At 67.6% G+C, this 21,795-nt stretch carries 16 protein-coding genes and 3 pseudogenes; 11 read left to right on the top strand and 8 right to left on the bottom strand.

Annotation, left to right across the window (positions count from 1 at the left end):
• Positions 1–64 precede the first annotated feature (64 nt).
• The 3 genes and pseudogenes from BTH_RS08480 to BTH_RS35025 form a co-directional block, all read left to right on the top strand.
• Positions 65–1,285, top strand: coding sequence for an ISL3 family transposase (locus tag BTH_RS08480; RefSeq protein WP_025404069.1), 1,221 nt, complete (start codon positions 65–67; stop codon positions 1,283–1,285).
• Positions 1,286–1,765: 480 nt separating this feature from the next.
• A complete protein-coding gene (locus tag BTH_RS08475; RefSeq protein ID WP_025369879.1) occupies positions 1,766–2,656 on the top strand; it encodes a transporter substrate-binding domain-containing protein in 891 nt (296 codons plus the stop codon).
• A gap of 699 nt (positions 2,657–3,355) precedes the next feature.
• Positions 3,356–3,715: pseudogene (locus BTH_RS35025) on the top strand (murein hydrolase activator EnvC family protein); the annotation flags it as partial.
• Positions 3,716–4,373: 658 nt separating this feature from the next.
• On the opposite strand, the gene BTH_RS08460 reads toward BTH_RS35025, so the two are convergent.
• Together BTH_RS08460 and BTH_RS08455 are read right to left on the bottom strand one after the other, a co-directional pair.
• On the bottom strand, positions 4,374–4,745 hold the full coding sequence (locus tag BTH_RS08460; protein ID WP_009897601.1) for a COG4315 family predicted lipoprotein: 372 nt from the start codon (positions 4,743–4,745) through the stop codon (positions 4,374–4,376).
• A 170-nt stretch (positions 4,746–4,915) separates the two neighbouring features.
• Complete coding sequence (locus BTH_RS08455) at positions 4,916–5,689, bottom strand: helix-turn-helix transcriptional regulator (protein ID WP_009907818.1); 774 nt, start codon at positions 5,687–5,689, stop codon at positions 4,916–4,918.
• A gap of 148 nt (positions 5,690–5,837) precedes the next feature.
• Here BTH_RS08455 and BTH_RS08450 point away from each other — a divergent pair, with 148 nt between their 5' ends.
• Both BTH_RS08450 and BTH_RS08445 read left to right on the top strand, forming a co-directional pair.
• Positions 5,838–7,244: an APC family permease gene (locus tag BTH_RS08450; RefSeq protein ID WP_009897598.1), complete on the top strand. Its 1,407-nt coding sequence runs from the start codon at positions 5,838–5,840 to the stop codon at positions 7,242–7,244.
• 47 nt (positions 7,245–7,291) lie between these two features.
• Complete coding sequence (locus tag BTH_RS08445) at positions 7,292–8,431, top strand: P1 family peptidase (protein WP_009897596.1); 1,140 nt, start codon at positions 7,292–7,294, stop codon at positions 8,429–8,431.
• Here BTH_RS08445 and BTH_RS08440 read toward each other — a convergent pair.
• From BTH_RS08440 to BTH_RS08430, 3 genes are all read right to left on the bottom strand, one after another.
• Entirely contained in the window at positions 8,422–10,062 is a 1,641-nt protein-coding gene (locus BTH_RS08440) for a histidine-type phosphatase (RefSeq protein ID WP_025404196.1), read from the bottom strand. The genes BTH_RS08445 and BTH_RS08440 overlap by 10 nt on opposite strands.
• Before the next feature lie 175 nt (positions 10,063–10,237).
• The gene (locus tag BTH_RS08435; protein ID WP_009897593.1) at positions 10,238–10,453 is read right to left on the bottom strand and encodes a hypothetical protein; all 216 of its coding nucleotides are present in this window, start codon (positions 10,451–10,453) and stop codon (positions 10,238–10,240) included.
• 127 nt (positions 10,454–10,580) lie between these two features.
• A complete protein-coding gene (locus BTH_RS08430; protein ID WP_009897591.1) occupies positions 10,581–12,812 on the bottom strand; it encodes an FUSC family protein in 2,232 nt (743 codons plus the stop codon).
• Between the two features lie 205 nt (positions 12,813–13,017).
• Here BTH_RS08430 and BTH_RS08425 point away from each other — a divergent pair, with 205 nt between their 5' ends.
• The gene (locus BTH_RS08425; protein WP_009897589.1) at positions 13,018–14,028 is read left to right on the top strand and encodes a LysR family transcriptional regulator; all 1,011 of its coding nucleotides are present in this window, start codon (positions 13,018–13,020) and stop codon (positions 14,026–14,028) included.
• A gap of 486 nt (positions 14,029–14,514) precedes the next feature.
• Here the strand turns inward: BTH_RS08425 and BTH_RS08415 are convergent, their stop codons facing one another.
• Together BTH_RS08415 and BTH_RS35600 are read right to left on the bottom strand one after the other, a co-directional pair.
• The gene (locus BTH_RS08415; protein ID WP_009897586.1) at positions 14,515–14,817 is read right to left on the bottom strand and encodes a DUF4148 domain-containing protein; all 303 of its coding nucleotides are present in this window, start codon (positions 14,815–14,817) and stop codon (positions 14,515–14,517) included.
• A gap of 67 nt (positions 14,818–14,884) precedes the next feature.
• Positions 14,885–15,120 (bottom strand): annotated as a pseudogene (locus BTH_RS35600) (hypothetical protein).
• Between the two features lie 17 nt (positions 15,121–15,137).
• On the opposite strand from BTH_RS35600, the gene BTH_RS08410 reads away from it, so the two are divergent.
• The 5 genes and pseudogenes from BTH_RS08410 (at position 15,138) to codA (ending at position 21,020) form a co-directional block, all read left to right on the top strand.
• Positions 15,138–16,292 carry a porin gene (locus BTH_RS08410; RefSeq protein WP_009897584.1) on the top strand — a complete coding sequence of 385 codons (1,155 nt, stop codon included), beginning with the start codon at positions 15,138–15,140 and terminating at the stop codon, positions 16,290–16,292.
• 9 nt (positions 16,293–16,301) lie between these two features.
• A pseudogene (locus BTH_RS35020) lies at positions 16,302–16,723 on the top strand (VOC family protein); the annotation flags it as partial.
• 541 nt (positions 16,724–17,264) lie between these two features.
• The gene (codB, locus tag BTH_RS08400; protein WP_009907814.1) at positions 17,265–18,527 is read left to right on the top strand and encodes a cytosine permease; all 1,263 of its coding nucleotides are present in this window, start codon (positions 17,265–17,267) and stop codon (positions 18,525–18,527) included.
• Positions 18,528–18,531: 4 nt separating this feature from the next.
• On the top strand, positions 18,532–19,764 hold the full coding sequence (locus BTH_RS08395) for a PucR family transcriptional regulator (protein ID WP_009897579.1): 1,233 nt from the start codon (positions 18,532–18,534) through the stop codon (positions 19,762–19,764).
• Positions 19,764–21,020, top strand: coding sequence for a cytosine deaminase (gene codA / locus BTH_RS08390; RefSeq protein WP_009897577.1), 1,257 nt, complete (start codon positions 19,764–19,766; stop codon positions 21,018–21,020). Before BTH_RS08395 ends, codA begins: the two co-directional genes overlap by 1 nt.
• Positions 21,021–21,303: 283 nt before the next feature.
• On the opposite strand, the gene BTH_RS08385 is transcribed toward codA, so the two are convergent.
• Complete coding sequence (locus tag BTH_RS08385) at positions 21,304–21,627, bottom strand: hypothetical protein (RefSeq protein ID WP_009897575.1); 324 nt, start codon at positions 21,625–21,627, stop codon at positions 21,304–21,306.
• Positions 21,628–21,795 lie beyond the last annotated feature (168 nt).

Below are 21,795 nucleotides of genomic sequence, written 5' to 3'. Positions count from 1 at the left end.
CGTGGAGGGTTTTCGAGTGATTGCATAATCTGACACCTGATTCTAAGGATGTCGGAGGAAGCAATTGCTCGATCGAAAGGCACTTCAGGCACTGGGCTGCTGGACCGGCTACCGGTTGGAACGGGTGGAGTGGCCGCAAGGAGAAGAGCGCACGCTATCGCTGTATCTGAAGCCGGTCAGCAAGGTCATGTACTGCGAGCAATGCGGGGCGCGCTGCCAGCAGATCCACGAGACGACCGTTCGTCGAGTGCGCGATCTGCCGCTGTTCGAATACCGGGTGGTGTTGCATGTGCCTCGTCGCCGGGTCTGGTGTGAGCACTGCGGTGGCCCGCGACTGGAGAAGCTGGCGTGGCTGGGCCGCTACCAGCGCGTGACGGAGCGGTTCGCCAAGGCCTGCGAGAAGCTGCTACAAGCGGCCAGCGTGCAAGCGGTCGCAGCCTTCTACGAGTTGGGTTGGCACACGGTGAAATCGATCGACAAGATGCGCTTGCGAGCGCGCGTGGCCGAGCCGGACTGGTCGACGATCCGCTATCTGGCGATGGACGAGTTCGCGCTCCATAAAGGCCATCGCTACGCCACGGTGGTGGTCGATCCGATCGGCCGGCAGGTGCTCTGGGTCGGACCAGGACGCTCACGGGAAACGGCGCGAGCCTTCTTCGAACAACTCCCTGAAGGCGTGGCCGAGCGTATCGAAGCGGTTGCGATCGACATGACCACGGCCTACGAGTTGGAGATCAAGGAGCAGTGCCCGCAGGCGGAAATCGTCTTCGACCTGTACCACGTCGTGGCCAAGTACGGGCGCGAAGTGATCGACCGGGTACGGGTGGATCAGGCCAATCAACTCCGACATGACAAGCCGGCGCGGAAGGTCCTGAAGTCCAGTCGTTGGCTGCTGCTGCGCAACCGCCACAATCTGAAGCCGGATCAGGCCGTGCACCTGAAGGAGTTACTGGCCGCCAATCAGTCGCTGTTATGCGTCTACGTGCTGCGCGACGAACTCAAACGGCTCTGGTTCTACCGAAAGCCAGCCTGGGCGGAAAAGGCCTGGGGGCAATGGTTCGAGCAGGCTCAGCAAAGCGGGATTGCCGCCCTACAAAAGTTCGCCCAGCGCTTGCAGGGGTACTGGCACGGAATCGTGACTCGCTGTCGTCATCCGCTCAACACCAGCGTCGTTGAAGGCATCAACAACACCATCAAGGTCATCAAGCGCAGGGCTTATGGGTACCGCGACGAGGAGTACTTCTTCCTCAAGATCCGCGCCGCATTCCCCGGAATTCCACGATGAACCTTTTTCTTTGCGCTTCGCGGAATTCTGGGGAACGTGGGGCGGCTTGCCGGTGATCGGCCGGCAGCCGCCATGCGCCGGCGTGTGGCTCGGCCGTCGGACGACCGTTCCGCTCGGCCGCCGGTCGTCGGGTGACGGGTGACGGGTGACGGAAATCGAACGATGCATCACCGGTCGTATGCGGTCGCATGCGGCCGCGTGCGGTCGGTCGCGGCATTCCACGCCCCTGGTCGGGGCAACCCTGTTTTCCGAAAGCAGGGTGGAGCGGCCAAGTTTGGATTGCGAGATGATTTTCAACGGGAGCGAAGTCGTTGATCTGAATCAATCGGATGCCGTCGATTCGATCTTACGGTGGACCAGGAGCCGAATGGATGACAGGTGCTGGATGGGATGCGGACAACGTTCGGCCCGCCTGCCGTGCCGGCGCGACTCGTACTAAAACGTACCGCTGAGCGCGCATATCTCGACCCTGGAGGCATCATGATCCATCGACCCCTTGCGGCGCTTGCCGCATTGTTTGTCGGCCATGCTGCGTTGACGGCCGCTCACGCGCAGACGTTGGACAAGATTGCGCGAACCAATCAGATCGTCGTTTCGTATCGGGAATCTGCGGTGCCCTTCAGTTATCTGCTGACGCCGCACAAGGCGGTTGGCTTTTCGGTGGACGTGACCGAAGCAATTGTCGATGACGTCCGAAAGGCACTTCGAAAACCGGACCTACGTACCGTCTACATGCCTGTTACTGGGCAAAACCGTATTCCGTTGCTCGTCGACGGCACCCTTGACCTGGAGTGCGGATCGACGACAAACACATCGGCGCGCGGCAAGCAAGTCACATTCTCGACCAACTATTTCTACGCCGGCACGCGGCTAATGGCCAAACGTGGATCACACATCGGCGATTACGCCGATCTCGCACACAAGGCCGTCGCGACCGTCGGCGGCAGCACCAATGAAAGAGCCTTACGCCACCAGCTCGACGCGCAGCATATCGATGCAAGCGTGGTGCTGACGAAGGACTATGCCGAAGCTCTGAAGGAGGTCGCGGACGACAGAGCGGCGGCGCTCGCGCTCGACGACGTTCTGCTTTACGGGCTGCGAGCGAACACGAGCGACCCGGATACGTGGGAAGTCGTCGGCGAAGCGCTGCAGATCGAGCCGTACGCATGCATGGTGCGGAAGGATGATCCGGCGTTCAAACGGCTCGTCGACGGTACGCTGACCCGGCTGATGAAGAGCGGCGAGTTCGCGCGCCTTTACGCAAAGTGGTTCGAATCGCCGATTCCACCGCGCGGCGCGAATCTCAAAATGCCGATGAGCGCGGCGCTGAAGAAGAACCTGATCGCGCGCAGCGATCGCCCCGCCCAATGACCGGGGCCGTGCGTTTTCAGTTCGCGCGGAACGGCCGCAAATGACGGCAAGGGGCCGCGAGCCGCCATTGATTTTATTCCCTGGCATGAAGGGCGGATTTGGGTGGGTTGGAGCACGTCGCGGATCGCCGGGGACGGCGAATGGCTGGGGGCGGCCAAGACGGGGCATTCGACACCAGTATCAGAATTATCGACAATCGACGTTATCCGACCTTCTTGCTCAAGCGGATCAAAACGCAAGAATCCGAGCCTCCACACAATCCGGTGCGGTTCACTCGCCGCAACGTTCGCCGATTCGCGCGCGGCGCGTTTGCCGACGCGGCATCGGAGGGAAGCGGCGGCGCCGCGTCGCATCGGGCGCACGATGTAAGAGTGTGTAAGGGGCATGCGTCGATCGGACGCCGCGTGGTATCTCTTCTCGGCATCGCGCTAGGGCGCTGTCCCGCGCGCGATGCGTCGATCCCTTGCAACAGAGAAGTCGATACCGATGATGTCCGTCATGTCCGTTACGAAGCCCACCGATTCTTCCCGGCGGCCGCGCGCGTTCCATTCGAGCGAGCCGCGCCGGTCGTTCGGATTCGCGTCGCGCGCCGCCTGCGCCGCCGCGGCCGCCGTTGCGATGCTCGCCGCCTGCACGACGCCGCGGGGCCCGACGAGCGCGGCCGCGCACCGGCCCGCGGCGTCCGCCGCGGCTGCGCTGAGCTTCGCGTGGCCCGCGCGCGGCCCGATCCTCAAGCAAGCCGCGGGCGCGAAGCACGCCGGCATCAACATCGGCGGCACGGCGGGCGAGCCGGTGAGGGCCGCTGAAAGAGGCGTCGTCGCGTATGCGGGCGACAGCTTGCGCGGCTACGGCAACTTCGTGATCATCAAGCACGACGACACGTACCTCAGCGCATACGCGCACAATCGCAAGCTGCTGGTCAAGGAAGGCGACCCGGTCGCGAAGGGGCAGGTGATCGCCGAGATGGGCGACAGCGACGCCGATCGCGTGATGCTGCATTTCGAGATTCGTCGCAAGGGCGTGGCGGTCGATCCGCTGAAGTATCTGCCGGCGCGGTGAGCGTGCCGGCGCGCGGTTGCGCGGCCGCGGGCCTGCGTCGTCCGCGTCGCGCGCCGCGCCGCACGGCACCGCGCCCATCGTGCCGCGGCGCGCCGGCCGGAATGTCGGCGCGCGAGTGCGCATCGCGATGCGACATCGCTTCGGCATCGCATCGGCATCGGCATCGGCATCGGCATCGCGTGCCGTCGCGATGGCGTGCGCCGGCATGGTCGACATGCCGGCGTCGATGGCGCGTCGTACGTCGTGTCGCATGCGGAAGCGTTCGCACACGATGCGAGCGTGACGACGCTCATGGCCGATTCCGTTCACGGCGCGCGCCCATGCCTCGTGTCTCGCGCGCCGCCGCCGATCGCTTGCGATGGTTGCCGGCATGCGCGAGCGATGCGGGCAGACACGTTCGTCGTCCGCGATCGCGGCGCGTATGCGGTTCGCACGACGACGGCGCGATCCGTCGGGCGATTGTTCCATCTAAAACGCATACGCCGCGCACGATCGGCGCGCCGATAGCGCGGCCGTCGCCATCGATGCCGCCGCCGATGGGGACCGGCGCGGGGGCGCGAGGCATCCGCACGCGCCTCCGCCTGCACGTTGGAGACGCGCACGCACGCGAGCACGACGCCGCACGGCGCCGCCGGTGTTCGCCGCGCCGCCCGCTCGGCTATTCCTTCACCGCGTGCCAGACGTCCTTGAAGCCGTCGCCTTTCTTGTCGCCTTTCGCGGCGTCCTTCGCGAAGAAGTAGAGCGGCTTGCCCTGGTACGCCCATTGCAGCGTGCCGTCGTCGCGCTTGATGATCGTGTAGCCGCCCGTCGGCCGATCGGTCGCGCTCGCCTTGTAAGGCGGCCAGTTCGCCGCGCACGGGCCGTTGCAGAGGCTCTTGCCCGCATTCGGGGCGTCCTTGTCGAACGTGTAAAGCGTCATGCCGTTGGCGGCGACCAGCATGCCGCCGCTCGGCATCGCGGGCGCATCGGCGAACGCGGCGGCCGACGCGAATCCGGCGGCGAGCGCGCACGCGACATAAGCGGTTCTCATGGCTGTCTCCTTGTTTCGGCGGGCGCGACGGGCATCGGGGAGGGCACGTGCGCCGCGTCGCGGCGGCGCGCGCCCGTTGCGCACCCTTTCAAACCATAGACGGTCTTGCGCATGGAGGAAAGGCGATCGTCGCCCGCGGGCGGGAGCGCGGCCGCGCGGGCGGCGCGGCGTCAGCGCGGCGCATCGTGCCCGAGCGCCTGCAGGAACAGCGAGAACAGCTCCGGCTGCGACGAGATCCCGAGCTTCGAATACAAGTGCCGCCGATGCACCTTCACGGTCTCGGGCGAGATCGCGAGCCGCTCGGCGATCGCCTTCGACGAGTTGCCGCGCAGCACGAGCCGCGCGATCGCCATCTCGCGCTCGGTCAGCAATGGCGCGCCGAAGCGCGCGAGCGCGCGCTCGACGCGTTCGGCGAGATCGTCGTCTCCGAGCGCGCGCGACGCGTCGCCCTGCAGCCGGCGCTGCTGGCGGATCGCCGCGAAGAGCCACGGCGAGCAGGCGGCGAGGCGGCCGAGCGTGCCGGTATCGAAGCGCGCGTGCGCGCCGAGCGACAACGACAGCATCTCGTCCGGCCGCGTGCGCACGATGATCTGCAATTCGTCCTCGCCGACCGCGTCGCGAAAATAGCTGAGGAAATACTCGCTTTGCCGGAACAGGTCGGGCGCGACTTCCTCGAGCCGGTAGCAGCCGTCCGCGAGTCCGTCGTGCGCGGCCTGCAGGAACGGATCGAGCAGGTAGAGCCCGTCCAGGTACAGCGGCACGGGCGACGGCCCGCTCGCGCCGCCCGTGTCGTATTCGTCGAGCACGACGGGCGCGCCGTCGCGGCCGAGCGCGGTCGCGAGCGCGTTGTCGAACGGCACGATCTCGTTGAGAAACAGAATCAGCAAGCGCCAGAAGCGCGGCTCGCCGAGATGATCGAGCGCGCGTCCGAACGCTTGATGCATCGCTACTTCGCTGAACAGTCGATCCATGTGCGCCCCGGTTTGGCGTAACCCCAAGGGGGAATGGCGGCGCGCAATTTGGCTTCCTAGACTGCGCGCCATGCGTTGCCCGAGTATGGGCGTTCAAAAACCTGCGGCAAAGGAGTGCAAGATGGCGATGATATCGGAGTCTTCGAGCGCGGCGGCGGCCGCACCGGGCGGCGCGCGCGCGCCGGACACGCTCGCGCGTTCGCTCAACGTGCGCGATGTGGTGATGATCACGGTGTCGGGCGTGACGCCCGCGAGCTCGATCTTCGTGATCGCGCCGTTCGCGATCCAGCAGGCGGGCAGCGGCGCGGTGGTGTCGTTCGTGCTGGGCGGGCTGCTCGCGCTCGCGTTCGCGCTCTGCTATGCGGAGCTGAGCGCCGCGCACCGCAGCGCGGGCGGCGAGTACGTGATGGTCAAGCGCGTGTTCGGCGCGCTGCCCGGCTATCTGACGTTCGTCGCGGTGCTCGCCGTCAACGTGTTCATTCCGGCCGTGCTCGCGAGCGGCGCCGCGCCTTATCTGAACGCGGCGCTCGGCACGCAGTTCCGCAATCAGTCCGTGGCGCTCGCGATCGTGCTCGCGAGCTATGCGTTGGGTATCCTGAACATTCGCACGAATGCGTGGATCACCGGCGCGTTTCTCGTGATCGAGATCCTCGTGCTCGCGCTGATCGCGTATCTCGGCTTCTCCGAGCCGCATCGCTCGCCGCTCGCGCTCGTGCATCCCGTCGTCGCGAACGGCGCGGCGCTCGTGCCCGCGACGCTCGCTGCGATCATGCCGGCCGTCGGCACGGCGATCTTCTGCTACAACGGCTTCGGCGCGGCCGTGTTTCTCGCCGAGGATCTCGAAGGCGGCAATCGCGACATCGCGAAGGCGGTGATCTGCTCGCTCGCGGTGATTCTCGTCGTCGAGCTCGTGCCGCTCACCGCGATCGTGCTCGGCGCGCCGTCGTTCGTCGAGCTCGCGAAGAGCGCCGATCCGATCGGCTACGTCGTGCGCGCGCTCAGCAATCCGGGCGTGTCGCGCGTCGTGAGCGGCGGGATCTTCCTGTCCGTGTTCAACGCGATCATCGCGATCGTCATCATGGTCGGGCGCTTCCTGTACAGCAGCGGGCGCCATGCGTTGTGGTCGCGCGCGTGCAACGGCGCGTTCACGCGCATCCATCCGCGCCTCGAATCGCCGTGGGTCGCGACGCTCACGCTCGCCGTGCCGTCGACGCTGCTCGTGTTCGTGTCGAGCCTCGACGAACTGACCGCGTTCACCGTCGATCTGCTGCTGCTCATCTATCTCGCCGTCGGCGTCGCGGCGCTCGCGAGCCGCGTGACGCGGCGCGACGTCGATCATCATTACCGGATGCCGTGGTGGCCGCTGCCGCCCATTGTCGCGATCGCGGGCGCCGGGTATACGCTGTACACGACGATCGCCGCCGCGACGAAGCCGACCGACCTTTACATCATCGCCGGGCTCGCGGCCGTCTCGCTCGTGACCTACGCGATGTGGGCGCGCCGCAGCGAGGCGTTTCGCGCGCTCTGAATCTGAACAGCGAACCGGACAACGAACCGAAAGAGAGGACCATCAGCATGCGCACACGAGATCTGGGCATTCGCATCGGCCGCGGCAAGCCGGGGCGCTTGAACGCCATCACCGACGTCGCCGGCGTGCGGGTCGGGCACCACACGGTGCACGTCGACGCGGGCGACGCGTCGGCGCATACCGGCGTGACGGTGATCGAGCCGCGCGCCGCGCGCGCGCGCGACGAGCCGTGCTTCGCGGGCGTTCACGTGCTCAACGGCAACGGCGACGCGACCGGGCTCGAATGGATTCGCGAGGCGGGGTTGCTGACGACGCCGATCGCGTACACGAACACGCACAGCGTCGGCATCGTGCGCGATGCGCTCGTCGCCGCCGAGCGCGCGCAGGGCGGCGCGCGCGACCGCGAGCACGTGTACTGGTGCATGCCGGTCGTGATGGAGACGTTCGACGGACTCCTGAACGACATCTGGGGGCAGCACGTGCGCGTCGGGCACGTCGCGCAGGCGCTCGCCGCCGCGCGTTCGGGCCCGGTCGAGGAAGGCTGCGTCGGCGGCGGCACCGGCATGATCTGCCACGAGTTCAAGGGCGGCATCGGCACCGCGTCGCGCGTCGTCGCCGACGCGGCGGGCGGCTGGACGGTCGGCGCGCTCGTGCAGGCGAACTACGGGCAGCGCGCGGCGCTGCGCGTCGCGGGCTACCCGGTCGGCGAAGTGCTGCGCGACGCGCACTCGCCGTTCGGCGAGGCGGGCGAGGCCGGCGCGGCGGGCGAGGCCGGCATGGGCTCGATCGTCGTGACGCTCGCGACCGACGCGCCGCTGCTGCCGCATCAATGCACGCGGCTCGCGCAGCGCGCGAGCGTCGGGCTCGCGCGCGTCGGCGGCGGCACCGACAATTCGAGCGGCGACATTTTTGTCGCGTTCGCGACCGGCAATACCGGGCTGCCGATCGCGAGCTACGGCCGGCCGGGCCCGGCGACGGTCGGCGTGCGGATGGTCGCCGACGCGCACATCTCCGCACTGTTCGACGCGGCGGCGGAAGCGGTCGAGGAGGCGATCGTCAACGCGCTCGTCGCGGCGACCGATCTCGCGGCGCGCGGCGTGCGCGTCGAGGCGCTCGGCGCCGCGCGGCTCGTCGATGCGCTGCGCGAGACCGGCTGGCGGCCGCGCGCGGGCGATGCTCAGCGATAGCCGTGGCAGCGCTTGAGGCCCGCGTAGTCGTAGAAGCGGCTGCCGGGCGCGATCCGCGCGCCGTCGCATGCGGGCTGGAAATCGGTCTCGCGCTCGTTGTACAGCATCTTCACGATGAGCCGCGAGCCGTTGCGGTACACGTCCCATTGCAGGTTCGCGGCCATCGGCGAAACCGCTTCGCCGCGCCACGGATTGTTCGCGTACGTGTAGGTCTGCGCTTGCGGCACGGGGGCGAAAACGTTCTTCAGCTTCAGGATCGACGCGAACGGAATCACGACCTCGGCATGCGTGAAGCGCAGCTTCGCCGCGTTCGTCAGGTCGCCGCGCGCGATCGCGTCGATCTCGGCGAAGAAATCGTCGACGAGCGCCTGCGCCATGCGGTACGTGACGGGATTCGCTTCGGCCACGCCCGGGCCTTTCTCGTAGAAATCCTCGGCATCCTGAAGATACGCGAGATACTCGGCCTGCGGCGCGGCGATGTAGCGCTCCATCGTGACGCCGCCCGTCTCGGCCGTCATCGCGGGCGCGGCCTGCAGCAGGTTGTACAGCACGTTCGCGGCGTCGGCGGCGGAGTGGATCGTGGTCTTGCCGTCGCCCTTGAGCGTATTGGCGAACCTCGCGTCCGACGACGCGAACGTGTACGTGCCCGTGTTCGAGAACGTATGGCCCGCCGTGCCGAGCTTCGCCGCGAAATCCGGCGTCACGAGCCCGGCGAGCACCGTTTGCGCGACCTGTGACGTTTGCGGCGATTGCATGATCGCGTCGAGCTTCGCCGCGACGACGGCGTCGCCGCCGTACGCCTGATACGCGAGGCTGTCGCGGTAAGTCGCGTAATGCGGATCGGCCGTCGACGCAACGAGATCGACCGACGGCTTCAGCGCATGGAAGTACAGCAGAAATCGGTCGACGCCCGCCGCTTGCGCGACGGGAGCGCCTTCCGGATAGCCGGCCGGCGCGCTCGGCAGCGTGATCGCCGGCGCGAGCGCGGGGCGCGCGGCGACGAGCGCGCCCGAGAAGTAGGCCGAACTGTCGACCGCGCGATCCTGCCCGGAGTGGACGACGACGATCCTGCGCGCTGCGCCGCCCGCCGCGCCCGCGACCGTGTCGAACAGCGCGGGCAGCCGCTCTAGCAGCCTCGCGGCGAGCTGCTGATGTTCGCGGATGCCCGCCTGCGTGAGATTGCCGTAGCCGGGCGTGGAGATGCCCGCGACGCCGTAGCCGAGCAGTGCGTTCGCCTTCATCATCGCGAACGTGTCGGCCTTCAGTTGCCGGCCGAGCGGCGTCAGCACGCCCTCGGCGTCCGCCTTGCTCAGCATGTCGTAGATCGCGCCGTCGTACTTGAAGCCGGACAAGCCGCGCGAGCCGTGGCGCGCGACCATTTCGGTGTAGACGGGCGCGTAACCCGCGGGCGGCGCTTCGTAGCTCGAAGCGTCCTGCTGCGGCCGATACGGCGTCTTCGTCTGGTAGTAGGTGGGTGCGGGCGCGGGAGCGGGCGTCGACGCGGGCGCGTCGGGAATCGGGGCTGGCTGGGCGGACGGCGGCGCGGCGTCGTTCGCGTCATCGGCGCCGCAGGCGGCGAGCGCGAGGCACAAGAGGGTCGGGGCGACGCGGCGGGCGAGACGGCGTTTCATCGAAACGGAGGGCGAGAGGATGGTTCGGCTGGAGGGCACCGCCGCTCGCCGGAACGCAAGCGCGGACGGTGAATCGAGCGCGCAGTCTCGCAAAGGTTTTTGACAGCTTGAAGTCATCGAACGGAAAGCTCGATGCGAGCTTTCCGTTCAGCCGGGAGCGCGGCGCGCATGCCGCTTAGCTGCCGAAATAGATGTTGCAGAAGCTGACCGGGCCGACGCATGCGTTCGGGTCCTGGCGGTCTTGGTGAGCGGCGGGGACGCGGCCGGCGGATTGCACGGCTTCGGTGCGACTCGCCGGTTGCCGGCCCGCGTCGGCGGCGGTTTGCGCATGAGCGGCGGCCATGACGGCGGACAGCGACAGCGCGAGGACGGCGATTTGCAGCGACTTCATTCGAATTTCTCCTTGAGGGTTTTCCGTCTTGCTCGACGGTGATGAAACTATAGGACTCGGACCGGTGCGGATTAATCGCCGGGCCTGGGGAGCTTCTTTCCATTTCGCACAACGATCGTTTCGCGCGTCACATGCGCCTCGCGCGCACGCGCTCGCGGGCGCGCGAGCCGCGGTTGAACGGCGCGTCCTGGTCGATCAGCGCGCTGCGGATGAAGTGCAGGCAACTGACGATGCGCTGCATCCGGCGGCGCTCGTCGGGCACCGCGTACCACAGGTGCTGCGTGTGCTGGACCGCGCGAATCGCGAGATTGACCGACTTCAGCGCCCGCGCGAGCCGATGCGCGTCGGGCGTCTCGAAAAGCCGCGGCAGCGCGTCGCGCACGGCGTCGATCAGGGCGCTCCAGCGCAGCGCCTGCGCGGGCTGCGCGGCCGTGAATGCCTGCATCTCGCGCCGCAGGTCGATCACCGCATGGCCGACTTCGAGCGTCGCGAGCATCCAGCGCAGCGCATCGCGATGCCGCCGCGAGCGCTTCATCAGCAGATTGCGCAGTTGCGACATCAGATCGTGCGAGCTCGACTGAAAGCGCTGGTCGAGCCCTTGCAGCGGACCGTCGCACGCGAGCGCGATCCGCCGGCGCAGGTCGCGCGCGATCCGGCCGGTGAGCCACGGCATCTCGGCGGGAAACACCACCGCGAACGCGATCGACGCCGCGAGCATCGACACGACGAGCGCGAGCCCGTTGTTGATCAGCACGTCGGGCGCGTAGACGATCACGTTGTCCGGCCCCGCGAGCAGGCAGAAGAACACGACGAAGCCGATCCCGTAGCCGGACTTGCCCGGGCGCGTCGCGAGATACGCGCCCGCCGCGAGCGCGGGCGCGAGCGCCGCGCATAGCAGCGGGAAGCCGTCGATGTTCGGATACACGTGGCACACGTACAGATAGCCCGTGAGCGTCGCGAGCGCCGCGCCGGCGGCCATCTGCGCGACGAAGCGGCTCGCGCGCGGCGCGGTCGAGCTGAGCGCGCACGCGATCGCGGTGCCGATCACCGCGAGCGCGCCGCTCGGCCATTCGGACGCGATCCAGAACGCGCTCATCGCGCCCATCGCGACGAGCGTGCGCAGGAACGTGAAGCCGACGAAGTAGCGGTTGGTCTTTACTGCGTAGCGCGTGATCGAGCGTTCGAGCACGTGGCTGTCGAGCGCGAGCGATGCGTGCGTTTGCGCATAGCCGAGGAATTCGTCGACGAAGCGGTAGAGCAACTCGATCGCGGTGTCGAAATCGAGCACGCCGGCGGGCGCGAGCGTCTCGAGCGCGCGTCGCGACGCGCGCGCGCGCTTGGCCAGCGCGGCCAGATACGCGCTCAGCTCGACGAGCGCGGGCGCGGGTGACAGCGACGGCGACGGCGTCGCCCGCGGCTGCGCGAGATCGCGGCGCAGCGCGGACAGCGCGCCCGACAGCGCATCGACGTGCGGGGCGATCGCCGCGAGCACCTCGGCCGCATGATTCGCGCGCAGCCGCTTGAGCAACTGATGAAACGCATGAAGCCGCGCGCACGCGTTCATGAACTCGCTGTTCAGCCGCGCGAGCCGGCGGCTGCGCGCGCGGATGTGCGGGTCCTCGAACGTCGCGAACGCGCGCGTCGCCTCGAAGCCGACGATGCCGTCGACGAAGTCGGCGAAGCGCCGCTCGAAATCGCGGCGCTCGACCGTGCCCGCCATCGTGCTCGCCGCGAACGCGACGAAATCGGCGTGCCGCGCGTTCAGCGTGCGCATCAGCGCATCGCTCGAACTGAGCGGAAACACGAGCGCGCTGACGGCACCCGAGCAGAAGATCCCGACCGCGACTTCGGCCGCGCGCGTAAGCGCCGACAGGAACAGCGTGTTCGGCGCCATCACCGCGGGCAGGCCGATCAGCGCGGCGGTGTAGCCGGCGAGCACGTAGCCGTACCAGCGAAAGTGCCGGTTGCGCACGGCGGCCGCGATGCAGCACGCGACCCACAGCGTGATGCCGGCCATGTACAGCTCCGGCTGCTGCGCGAAGAGGCCGCCGAGCGCGAGCGCCGCGACGAGCCCGACGCCCGTGCCGATAACGCGATAGAAGCTCTTCGCGAGCACCATCCCGCTCATCGGTTGCATCAGCACGAACACGGTCGTCATCGCGATGCGCGGCTGCGACAGATCGAGCAGCATCGCGATGCCCATCGCGAGCAGCGCGGCCGCCACCGTCTTCGCGAGATGCAGCCAGACGAGGCCGTCGCGGCCCGCCCAGTCGCGCGCGAGCCTGCCGGCGCTTCGCAGCCGCTCCTGCCATCGTTGCGGGTCGATGAGGAATCGCTGTAGCGCGGGCTCGTGCTTCATGGTGGTGGGCGGTGCTTCTGGCGGGCGCGAATCGAGGGCCTCCGGCCTCGCGCGACGCTGCCAGGCCGACCGGAGAGGCGCCGATTGTAGGAGCCGCGCGCACGCGCATTAACGCGGGCGCGGGGAAACCATAGTTGCCGTGGCGGCAACAATGTGCGGGCCCTGCTGGAGGACAATATCGTCTCTACATACGTTTCGGACGGGAATGGATACGCTACAGAACATGCGGGTGTTCGCCCGCGTGGTGGAGGCGGGCAGCTTCACGGCGGCCGCGCAATCGCTGAATTCGACGACGGGCGCGATGTCGCGCGCTGTGTCGGAGCTCGAGGCGCGGCTGCGCACGCGCCTGATGAACCGCTCGACGCGGCGCCTCGCGTTGACGCCCGCGGGCGAGCGCTATCTGCTGCGCTGCCGGCAGATTCTCGCCGACGTCGATCAGGCCGAAGAAGAGGCGAGCTGCGCGCACGAGCGCCCGGCAGGCGTGCTGCGGATGCACAGCTTCGCGAGCATCGGCCAGCACTATGTGCTGCCCGCGCTCACCGCGTACCGCAGCCAGCATCCGGACGTATCGATCGAGCTCACGCTGTCGCAGCGGATGCCGGACCTGTTCGACGGATCGAGCGACATGGCGGTCGTGACCGCATCGTCGCTGCCCGATTCCGAGCTGGTGTCGCATCTGCTCGGCTCGACGTTCAGCATTCTGTGCGCGACGCCCGCGTATCTGCGCGCGCACGGCGCGCCGCGCACGCCGCGCGATCTCGCGCGGCACGCGTGCCTCACGCTGCGCACGCCGGCGTTCCCGACGAACGAATGGCTGCTCGAAGGGCCGAACGGCGCCGAGGAGATCAAGGTCGACGGCCCGGTGCAGACCAATACCGCCGAGTCGCTCGCGGTCGCGATCCGCGCGGGCATCGGCATCGGCATGCTGCCGCTTTACGCGGCGATCGAGGACCTGCGCTGCGGCAACCTCGTGCGCGTGCTGCCCGCGCACCGGCTGCAGAAGATGAACGTCTACGCGCTGTATCCGTCGCGCCGCTTCATCGATGCGAAAGTGCGCACCTGGGTCGAAGCGCTGCGCTTTCACATGCCGAAGATGATCGCGCGCGACGAGGCGATGCTGTCGGCGATCGTCGCGCAAGCGTCCGACGCGACGCAAAGCGCGATCGCCGGCGCGCTCGACGTCGGACTCGAATCGGCGCACGCGCTCAGCCACTGAGCGATCCATTCTTCGATGTCGGCGCGATGCGCCGCCGCGTGCCCGCGTGCGTTGGGCGGCGGCGCATCGCGTGTCGTGCATCGCGTGTCGCGCGTGTTCGTATATCAGCATGTCCGTATGTCCGCGTATCGCATTGAGCGATGCCCGTGCCGTGTTGTCCGTGCCTGTCGCGTCGGTCGTGAAAGGCAATCGCATACCGGGCTCGGGATGCGGCGCGGCGCTCCTTCACGGCGATCGTCGCGTGATCGCCGCGTGAGCCTCGGCGCGGGCTGCCGGAATGCCGGAGCGATGCGCACGGCGACGGCTTGCTGGTGCGGGAGCGGCGCGATAGCTTCGGCAAGGCGCGCGGGCCAAGCGGTAAGAGCAAGGCAACAAAGCGGCAAAACAGCAAACGTCAAACATCAACCGGCAAAGAGGCGGCGCGTCGCGCGCCTGCCTCTTCACTGACGACGCCTCCCTGAACGATGCCTGTCGAACGACGCTCGCTTACCGCGCGCCGGCCGCAGGCTTGCCCGCCTGCGCGGCGCCCGCGACGGCCGGGCCGTACGCGGCCTCGGCCGCCTTGCGCGCGGCGAGACGCTTCGCGTCGAGGCGGCGCTGCGCGCTCTGGATGTCGTCGGGGTAGGTGTTGTCGTTGCCGCGCGACGGCTGGTAGCCGACCGATTCCAGATCGACGAGCTCCTGAATGACTTGCGCGCGCGTGAGCGAGCCGTTCGACGATTGAGCAAACGAGACGGCCGGCGCGGCGAGCACGAGTGCGGCGGCGGCGGTGACGACGATCGATTTCAAGATGACCTCCAGTGTGATTCGATTCGATGCAGTCCGCGATCGGCGATCCGGACTGACGAGACCAAGTCTACGCAGCCGCCGCGCGTGGAAAAACCGGCCGCGCCGGCAAGCAGCCTTCCGGATTGCACAACACTGAAGGGCGCGCCGCGCGTGTCGCGCGGCCGATCGGGGGGGCGGCTTCGTGACGGAAATGTGTCCGTTCGTTCCGGCCTGCGCAAAGAAGCGCTGCGCGTCGGGCCGCAGATCCGCGGCGCACGAATCCCTAAACTCGACCGTCGTCGGATCGAGTCGTTTCATTCCAATCAACAAGGAGTTTCGTTGTGAAAAACATCCGGTTTGCATGCGCAACCGCAGGGGTCCTGGCCGCGACGGCCGCACACGCGCAGAGCTCGGTCACGCTGTACGGCCTGATCGACGCGGGCATCATGTACACGAACAACGTCGCGAGCGGCAATTCGCACGGCGGCCTCGTGCAGGCGACGACGGGCGCCGTGAACGGCACCCGCTTCGGCCTGCGGGGCACCGAGGATCTCGGCGGCGGCCTGAAGGCGCTGTTCGTGCTGGAGAACGGCTTCAACGTCGAGAACGGCAAGCTGGGCCAGGACGGCCGGCTGTTCGGCCGGTTCGCGTATGTGGGGCTGTCCGACGATCGTTTCGGCACCCTGACGATCGGCCGGCAATACGATTCGCTCGTCGATTTCGTCGCGCCGCTGTCGGCGACGGCGGGCACGTTCGGCGACGCGAGCTTCGCGCATCCGTTCGACAACGACAACCTGAACCACTCGCTGCGGATCAACAACGCGATCAAGTACACGAGCAACACGTACGCGGGCCTGAAGTTCGGCGGCATGTACGCGATGTCGAACAGCACCGATTTCGCGACGAACCGCGCATACAGCTTCGGCGCGAGCTACACGCGCGGGCCGCTGAACGTCGCGGCCGGCTATCTGCAGATCAATGGCTCGAAGGGCACGACCGCGGGCAGCCCGGGCGCGGTCGACATCGTCGAATCGGCGGCGAACGGCAAGGGCGGCTTCTCGCTCGGCGCGGACCGGATGCGCTCGTACGGCGGCGGCCTGAACTACGCGTTCGGCCCCGCGACGCTCGGCTTCGTCTACACGCGCGCCGAATACGAGAACACCGCATCGTTCGGCTCGACGGGCGGCACGGTGCGTTTCGACAACTACGAGCTGAACGGCAAGTATCAACTGACGCCCGCGTTCAGCGTCGGCGGCGCGTACACGTACACGAACGGCCACGTCGAGAACACCGTCAAATACGGTTCCGATCCGAAGTGGCATCAGGTCGACCTGATGGCGGTGTACCGCTTGTCGGTGCGCACCGACGTCTACCTCGAAGGCATGTACCAGCATGCGTCGGGCCGCAATTACGTCGCGATGATCAACACCGCGGGTGGCGCGTCGTCGACGGGCAATCAAGTCGTCGCGGCGGTCGGCCTGCGCACGCGCTTCTGACGGTTCGCACACCGCGATCCGCGCGCCGCGCTCGAATGGCTCGGGCGCGCATTCGGTTTCGCGCGCGGCGTTGTCATCAGCGCGATGCGCAAGGGCGCATCGCGCACGCCGAGATGGCGTTCGGCGGCGGCATCGTGATGATCGGCGCGAGCGGCTGGCGCGACTTCGCGGTCAGCCCCGAGTCGCTCGGCGGCGGGAACGCGCAACGCGTGCACGTGCAACTCCGGTCCGGCATCGACGCGCATTGCGAACCAGCCCGCGCCGCGGGCGCGGCGATCCTGCAGGCGCCCGCCGGTCAGTTCTATGGCGACCGCACGTATTGCCCATGCGGCCCGGAGGGGCACGTCCGGACGTTCGGCCAGACGGTGCGCCGCGTGTCGCGCGAAGACGCCGGGCGGCACGGCGGGCTTTCGATCGAAGGCGGGCGGTGAGCGCGTCGTCGCAACGCGGCGTGCGGTTCGCACGGCGCGTCGCTGGGTTGTCGTATTGCCGCGGCGGCTTCCGTTGATGCCGTCGCGACGCCGCCAACGCGTCGTGTCGCGCGTGCGTTTGGCGGCGCTTTGCATGGCGCAGCGCAATCGGCAAATCGGCCGCCGGCGAGAATCGCCGAATGCGCACGCCGTTCCCGCCGCATTTTTCGCATGTTTTTGCAAGCGCCTGCCAACCGGTTTCCCGGGATTTTGTCCGCCAATATCCGGACATAATCGGAAATTATTTCGATCCCGGCGCGAAGCGGTTTTCTCCGCTCGAATTATTCCTCTTTAATCGTATTATTGTGTTGAGCGCTTTGCACAGTAAAATGGCGCCCGGGTGGCGGCGTGATGCGCGCTGCTTGTGCAAGGTGAATGACGGGAATTGTCCGCTTTGCCATACTCGAGTTCGATTTCGGTATTAATTGTCCGAATCGGGATGCGGCGGCTTTGCCGGCCGCGCATCATCCGTTCACGCTGGAATGCTGGAGACCAAAAGACGATGGCGACACGGGGCGAATTTTCATTGAGCGAAGTGCCGGCGCACGAGCGCAAAGGCGCACTGTCGATCACGATGGTGCTGCTCAGCTTCACGTTTTTCACGGGCACGATGTTCGCGGGCGGCAAGATCGGCGTCGCGTTTCGCGTCGTCGACATGCTGTGGGTCGCGGTCGTCGGCAATCTGCTGCTCGCCGCCTACGCGGCCGCGCTCGCGTTCGTCGCGTCGCGCAGCGGGCTCAATTCGGTGCTGATGGGGCGCTTCTGCTTCGGTGAGGTCGGCAGCAAGCTGTCCGATTTCCTGCTCGGCTTCGCCGAGCTCGGCTGGTACGCGTGGGGCACCGCGACGGTGGCGATCGTGCTCGTCAAGCTGCTCGGCTGGCCCGCATCGGTGACGGCGCCGCTGATGGTGCTGTTCGGGTTCGGCTTCTCGATCACCGCGATCGTCGGCTATCGCGGGATGGACGCGCTGTCGCGCGTGTCGGTGCCGCTGATGTTCGTGCTGCTCGTCGTGTCGATGTGGATCGCGACGCGCGACGTCGGCGGCTGGGCGGGCCTCGCGAAGATCGTGCCGACGCGGCCGATGAGCTTCGCCGCCGCGGTCACGATGGTGTTCGGCACGTTCGCGAGCGGCGCGACGCAGGCGACGAACTGGACGCGGCTCGCGAAGAGCGGCCGCGCGGCCGTCATCGCGAGCATGATCGGCTTTTTCGTCGGCAACGGGTTGATGATCGTCGCGGGCGCCTATTGCGCGATCGTCTATCAGCAGCCCGACATCGTCGAGGTGATGATGCTGCAGGGGCTGTCGATCGCGGCCGTCGTGATGCTGTGCCTGAACCTGTGGACGATCCAGGGGCCGACGATCTACAACGTGTCCGCGGCCGCCTGCCATCTGCTGCGCAGCGAGCGCCGCCGCACGCTGACGCTCGTCGGCGCGGCGGTCGGCATCGTGCTCGCGATCGGCGGCATGTACGAGCTGCTGATTCCGTTCCTGATCCTGCTCGGCTCGATCATTCCGCCCGTCGGCGGCGTGATTCTGGCCGACTTCTGGTATCGCCACCGCGGCCGCTATCCGGCGATCGCGACGGCCCGGCTGCCGCGCTTCAATGTCGCCGGGCTCGCCGCGTACGCGATCGGCGCGGCGCTCGCGTACGCGTCGCCGTGGATCGCGCCGCTCGTCGGCATCGCCGCGTCGTCGCTCTGCTACATCGTGTTCGTGCAGATCGCGGGCCGCGCGGTGCGCGCGCCGTCGGTCCAGGGAGAGTGAAGCGATGAGTCTGACCATCAGCGAGATCCTGCAACTGCCCGGTCTCGAAGAGCTCGAACTGCGCGCGGGCGAGCGCGGCGTGCAACGGCCGGTGCGCTGGTACTACGTCGCGGAGAACGAGGGCATCGCCGATTGGGTGATGGGCGGCGAGCTCGTGTTCGTCACCGGGATCAATCACCCGCGCGACGAGGCGAACCTGCTGCAGTTGATTCGCGAGGGCGCGAGAAGCGGCATCGCCGGGATGGTGATCCTGACGGGCGAGGCGTTCATTCGCCGCATTCCCGATTCGGTCGCGGCGCTCGCCGAGCAGCTCGACATCCCGCTGATCGAGCAGCCGTATCTGCTGAAGATGGTGATCGTCACGCAACTGATCGGCACCGCGCTCGTGCGCCACGAGAACACGCTGCGCTCGCAGCGCGACATCGTGAACCAGTTGCTGACGGGCGATTATCCGAGCATCGACATCGCGGCTCATCGCGCGCGCAACCTGCAGCTCGCGCTCGATCGGCCGCGCCGCGTCGTCGCGCTGCGGCTCGCAGGCGTGCCCGCGCTCTTCGACGGCCGCGATCCGGCCACGGCGGAGGCGCTGCTGCAGGATGCGCGACGGACGGTTCAGCGCGGCCTGGACGACTGGCTGCGCGATGAGGACGGCGCGCTGCCGGTGGTCGAGCAGGGCGAGCTGTTCGTGCTGCTGCTGCCGTGCGACGATCCGCGCTTCAGGAAGCAAAAGCTCGCGCTCGGCGCGCTGCGCGACGCATTGAACCCGCAGATCGGCGCGCTCACGCTGTTCGTCGGGATCTCGTCGACGGTCGGCGCCGCGCGCCATTACTGCCGCGGCCTCGCCGAGGCGCGGCAGGCGCTCGGCGTCGCCGAGGGCATGCGCGCGGGGCAGGGGCTGTGCGATTACAGCGAGCTCGGCGTGCTGAAGCTGCTCGCGGCGATCCCCGATCCGACGCTGATCGACGGCTTCGTGAAGGAAACGCTCGGCAATCTGCTCGACAGCAACCGCAAGCATCCGACGATGCTGATCGAAACGCTCGAAGCGCTGCTTCAGGAAAACGGCAACGCGATCAAGGCGGCCGAGCAGTTGTCGATCCATCGCAATACGCTTAACCACCGGCTGCGCAGGATCGAGACGCAGTCGGGGCAATCGCTCGCCGATCCGTATTTTCGGTTGAACGCGTCCGTCGCGCTGCTCGCGTGGCGGATGTCGGATACGCAACGACAGGAGTTCTGATGAAGCTCATCAACGCGACGCTGCGCAAGCGCAGCGGCCTTTTCAGCATCGCGCTCGACGGCGCGACGATCGCGAGCGTCACGCCGCAGCCGGCGCGCATCGATGCGCAAGGCGCGCCGCGCGCGGATGAAATCGATGTCGGCGGCAAGCTCGTGATTCCGCCGCTCGTCGAGCCGCACATCCACCTGGATGCGGTGCTGACGGCGGGCGAGCCCGAGTGGAACATGAGCGGCACGCTGTTCGAGGGAATCGAGCGCTGGGCGCAGCGCAAGGCGACGATCACGCACGAGGACACGAAGGCGCGCGCGCATGCGGCGATCGGGATGCTGCGCGATCACGGCATTCAGCACGTGCGCACCCACGTCGACGTGACCGATCCTTCGCTCGCGGCGCTGCAAGCGATGCTCGAAGTGAAGGACGAGGCGCGCGGGCTGATCGATCTGCAGATCGTCGCGTTTCCGCAGGAAGGGATCGAATCGTTCGACGGCGGCCGCGCGCTGATGGCGCGCGCGATCGCGATGGGCGCGGACGTCGTCGGCGGCATTCCGCACTTCGAGAACACGCGCGAGCAGGGCGTGAGCTCGATCGAGTTCCTGATGGATCTCGCCGATCGCAGCGGCTGCCTCGTCGACGTGCATTGCGACGAAACCGACGATCCGAACTCGCGTTTTCTCGAGGTGCTCGCCGAGCAAGCGCGCGTGCGCGGCGTCGGCGCGCGCGTGACGGCGAGCCACACGACCGCGATGGGCTCGTACGACAATGCGTACTGCTCGAAGCTGTTCCGCTTGCTGAAGCGCTCGGAGATCAACTTCATCTCGTGTCCGACCGAGAGCATCCATCTGCAAGGCCGCTTCGACACGTTTCCGAAGCGCCGCGGGCTCACGCGCGTCGCCGAGCTCGATCGAGCCGGGATGAACGTGTGCTTCGGCCAGGATTCGATTCGGGACCCGTGGTATCCGCTCGGCAACGGCAACATCCTGCGCGTGCTCGACGCGGGGCTGCACATTTGCCACATGATGGGCTATCAGGATCTCGCACGCGCTCTTGATTTCGTCACCGACCATAGCGCGCGCGCGATGCATCTCGGCGAGCGCTACGGAATCGAGCCGGGGCGCCCCGCGAATCTCGTCGTGCTCGACGCATCCGACGATTACGAGGCGTTGCGCCGGCAGGCGAAGGCGCTGCTGTCGATTCGGGGCGGCGACGTGATCATGCGCCGCGTGCCCGAGCGCATCGACTACCCGGCCGCGCGCTGACGCATGACGGCGGCGAGCGGTCCGGGCCCCAGCTTCCACCGCTCGCCGCGTTCTTCGATGCGACATTCGGGCTCGAGCGCGCAGGAGGCAAGGAAGGCGCGGGGAGGGGCGCGTCGCGGGCGGAACGAGCGCAGCGCGCGGGGGAAGGAGACAAAGGCGTGACCGGCTGAACAGGCCGATCGGCGGCGATGCCCGTCGCAACCGCGATTCGGCGGGCATCGCCGTTTTCCGCACGCATGTCGGGCGCGCATCGCGCGACGCGAATGCAACGCCCGGCGCTGCGTCACGCGGGCGTCTCGGCGATGTACGACAGATGCAGATTCTGCCCCCACCCGCTCGTCGTGTAATTGTCGCGCACGTAGTCGGTGCGGCAGATGTTGACCGTGAAATCGGTCTTGGTGACGCCGATCACGGTGACGGCGAACGTGTCCGGGTACGAGGACGTATGTTTCGGGTCCTGCAACGCGCTCGCGACGACAACGGGAATGGCGCTGAACGCTGCCGGGAACGGGACCTTGACGGTCAGCGGCGTATTGATCCAGGGCTTGCCGGACGGCAGTTTCTCGCGCGGACCGACGACGTGCGTACCGACGAATTTTTGAGTCATGTCGAATTCTCCATCGTATTGTTGATGAGGGCCGATGCACGGACTCGTCAACGGCGGACGGCCGTACGAGCGTTATAGGAATCGCATTCCAGTGCGCGCACCTCGGAGAGGTGGCAGCTTGCGGACGTCGGCCGCCACCGGCGGAGCGTTCGTGACAACGCGGGCGAG

It is taken from the genome of Burkholderia thailandensis E264, assembly GCF_000012365.1.
GTDB lineage: Bacteria > Pseudomonadota > Gammaproteobacteria > Burkholderiales > Burkholderiaceae > Burkholderia > Burkholderia thailandensis.
This window is presented reverse-complemented; position numbering and strand designations above follow the sequence as displayed.

Excerpts from the sequence above, each read along its gene's own strand:
- BTH_RS08475 (WP_025369879.1), top strand. The coding sequence starts at position 1,766 with ATGATCCATCGACCCCTTGCGGCGCTTGCCGCATTGTTTGTCGGCCAT.
- BTH_RS08460 (WP_009897601.1), bottom strand. The coding sequence starts at position 4,745 with ATGAGAACCGCTTATGTCGCGTGCGCGCTCGCCGCCGGATTCGCGTCG.
- BTH_RS08455 (WP_009907818.1), bottom strand. The coding sequence starts at position 5,689 with ATGCATCAAGCGTTCGGACGCGCGCTCGATCATCTCGGCGAGCCGCGC.
- BTH_RS08450 (WP_009897598.1), top strand. The coding sequence starts at position 5,838 with ATGGCGATGATATCGGAGTCTTCGAGCGCGGCGGCGGCCGCACCGGGC.
- BTH_RS08445 (WP_009897596.1), top strand. The coding sequence starts at position 7,292 with ATGCGCACACGAGATCTGGGCATTCGCATCGGCCGCGGCAAGCCGGGG.
- BTH_RS08440 (WP_025404196.1), bottom strand. The coding sequence starts at position 10,062 with ATGAAACGCCGTCTCGCCCGCCGCGTCGCCCCGACCCTCTTGTGCCTC.
- BTH_RS08435 (WP_009897593.1), bottom strand. The coding sequence starts at position 10,453 with ATGAAGTCGCTGCAAATCGCCGTCCTCGCGCTGTCGCTGTCCGCCGTC.
- BTH_RS08430 (WP_009897591.1), bottom strand. The coding sequence starts at position 12,812 with ATGAAGCACGAGCCCGCGCTACAGCGATTCCTCATCGACCCGCAACGA.
- BTH_RS08425 (WP_009897589.1), top strand. The coding sequence starts at position 13,018 with ATGGATACGCTACAGAACATGCGGGTGTTCGCCCGCGTGGTGGAGGCG.
- codB (WP_009907814.1), top strand. The coding sequence starts at position 17,265 with ATGGCGACACGGGGCGAATTTTCATTGAGCGAAGTGCCGGCGCACGAG.
- BTH_RS08395 (WP_009897579.1), top strand. The coding sequence starts at position 18,532 with ATGAGTCTGACCATCAGCGAGATCCTGCAACTGCCCGGTCTCGAAGAG.
- codA (WP_009897577.1), top strand. The coding sequence starts at position 19,764 with ATGAAGCTCATCAACGCGACGCTGCGCAAGCGCAGCGGCCTTTTCAGC.
- BTH_RS08385 (WP_009897575.1), bottom strand. The coding sequence starts at position 21,627 with ATGACTCAAAAATTCGTCGGTACGCACGTCGTCGGTCCGCGCGAGAAA.